Here is a 493-nt window from a genome sequence, read left to right as displayed (position 1 = left end):
GGCATATGTGATCCGCGGGGTTATCGGCATCGCGACGGCGGTCCTCTTCGCGCTCATGCCTGAGGCCATGACGGTTGGCTACGCTCTCGTGACGCTGATCATGCTCGCGGTCTGGGCGATCGTCACCGGGGCGCTCGAGATCGCCGCTGCCGTGAGCTTGCGCAAGGCTATTGTCGGGGAGTGGCTGATGGGCCTGTCCGGGGCAGCGTCGGTGGTCCTTGGGATCATCATCATCGTCCTGCTCGTGGTCGACCCCCTCGTCACACTGCCTTCGGCCGCCTGGGTCATCGGCTCCTATGCGATTATCGCCGGCGCCATCCTTCTTGCGCTCGGGCTGAGGCTTCGGCGGAGTGGGCCCGTCGGAGCTGCAACTTAATCAAGGGCAGCATAGGCCAAAAGGGCCCCGAGCTTTGGAAACAACTTTCGGGGCTTCTCCCGCAGCATCCCGAATAGAACCCGCCGACACTCGTTTGGCGTCATGCTGAAAGCTGCA

Annotated in this window: 1 protein-coding gene; it reads left to right on the top strand. The window is 63.3% G+C overall.

Annotated features, from left to right (window positions below; all coding sequences use genetic code 11):
• Positions 1-376 (top strand): DUF308 domain-containing protein (locus OKA11_RS24510; RefSeq protein WP_267225253.1); only part of this gene is annotated, 376 nt, incomplete at its 5' end.
• Positions 377-493 lie beyond the last annotated feature (117 nt).

It is taken from the genome of Novosphingobium clariflavum (genome assembly GCF_026420865.1).
Classification (GTDB): Bacteria; Pseudomonadota; Alphaproteobacteria; order Sphingomonadales; family Sphingomonadaceae; genus Novosphingobium; species Novosphingobium clariflavum.
Note: the sequence above shows the minus strand (reverse complement) of the source record. Positions and strands in the feature narration are given on the sequence as shown.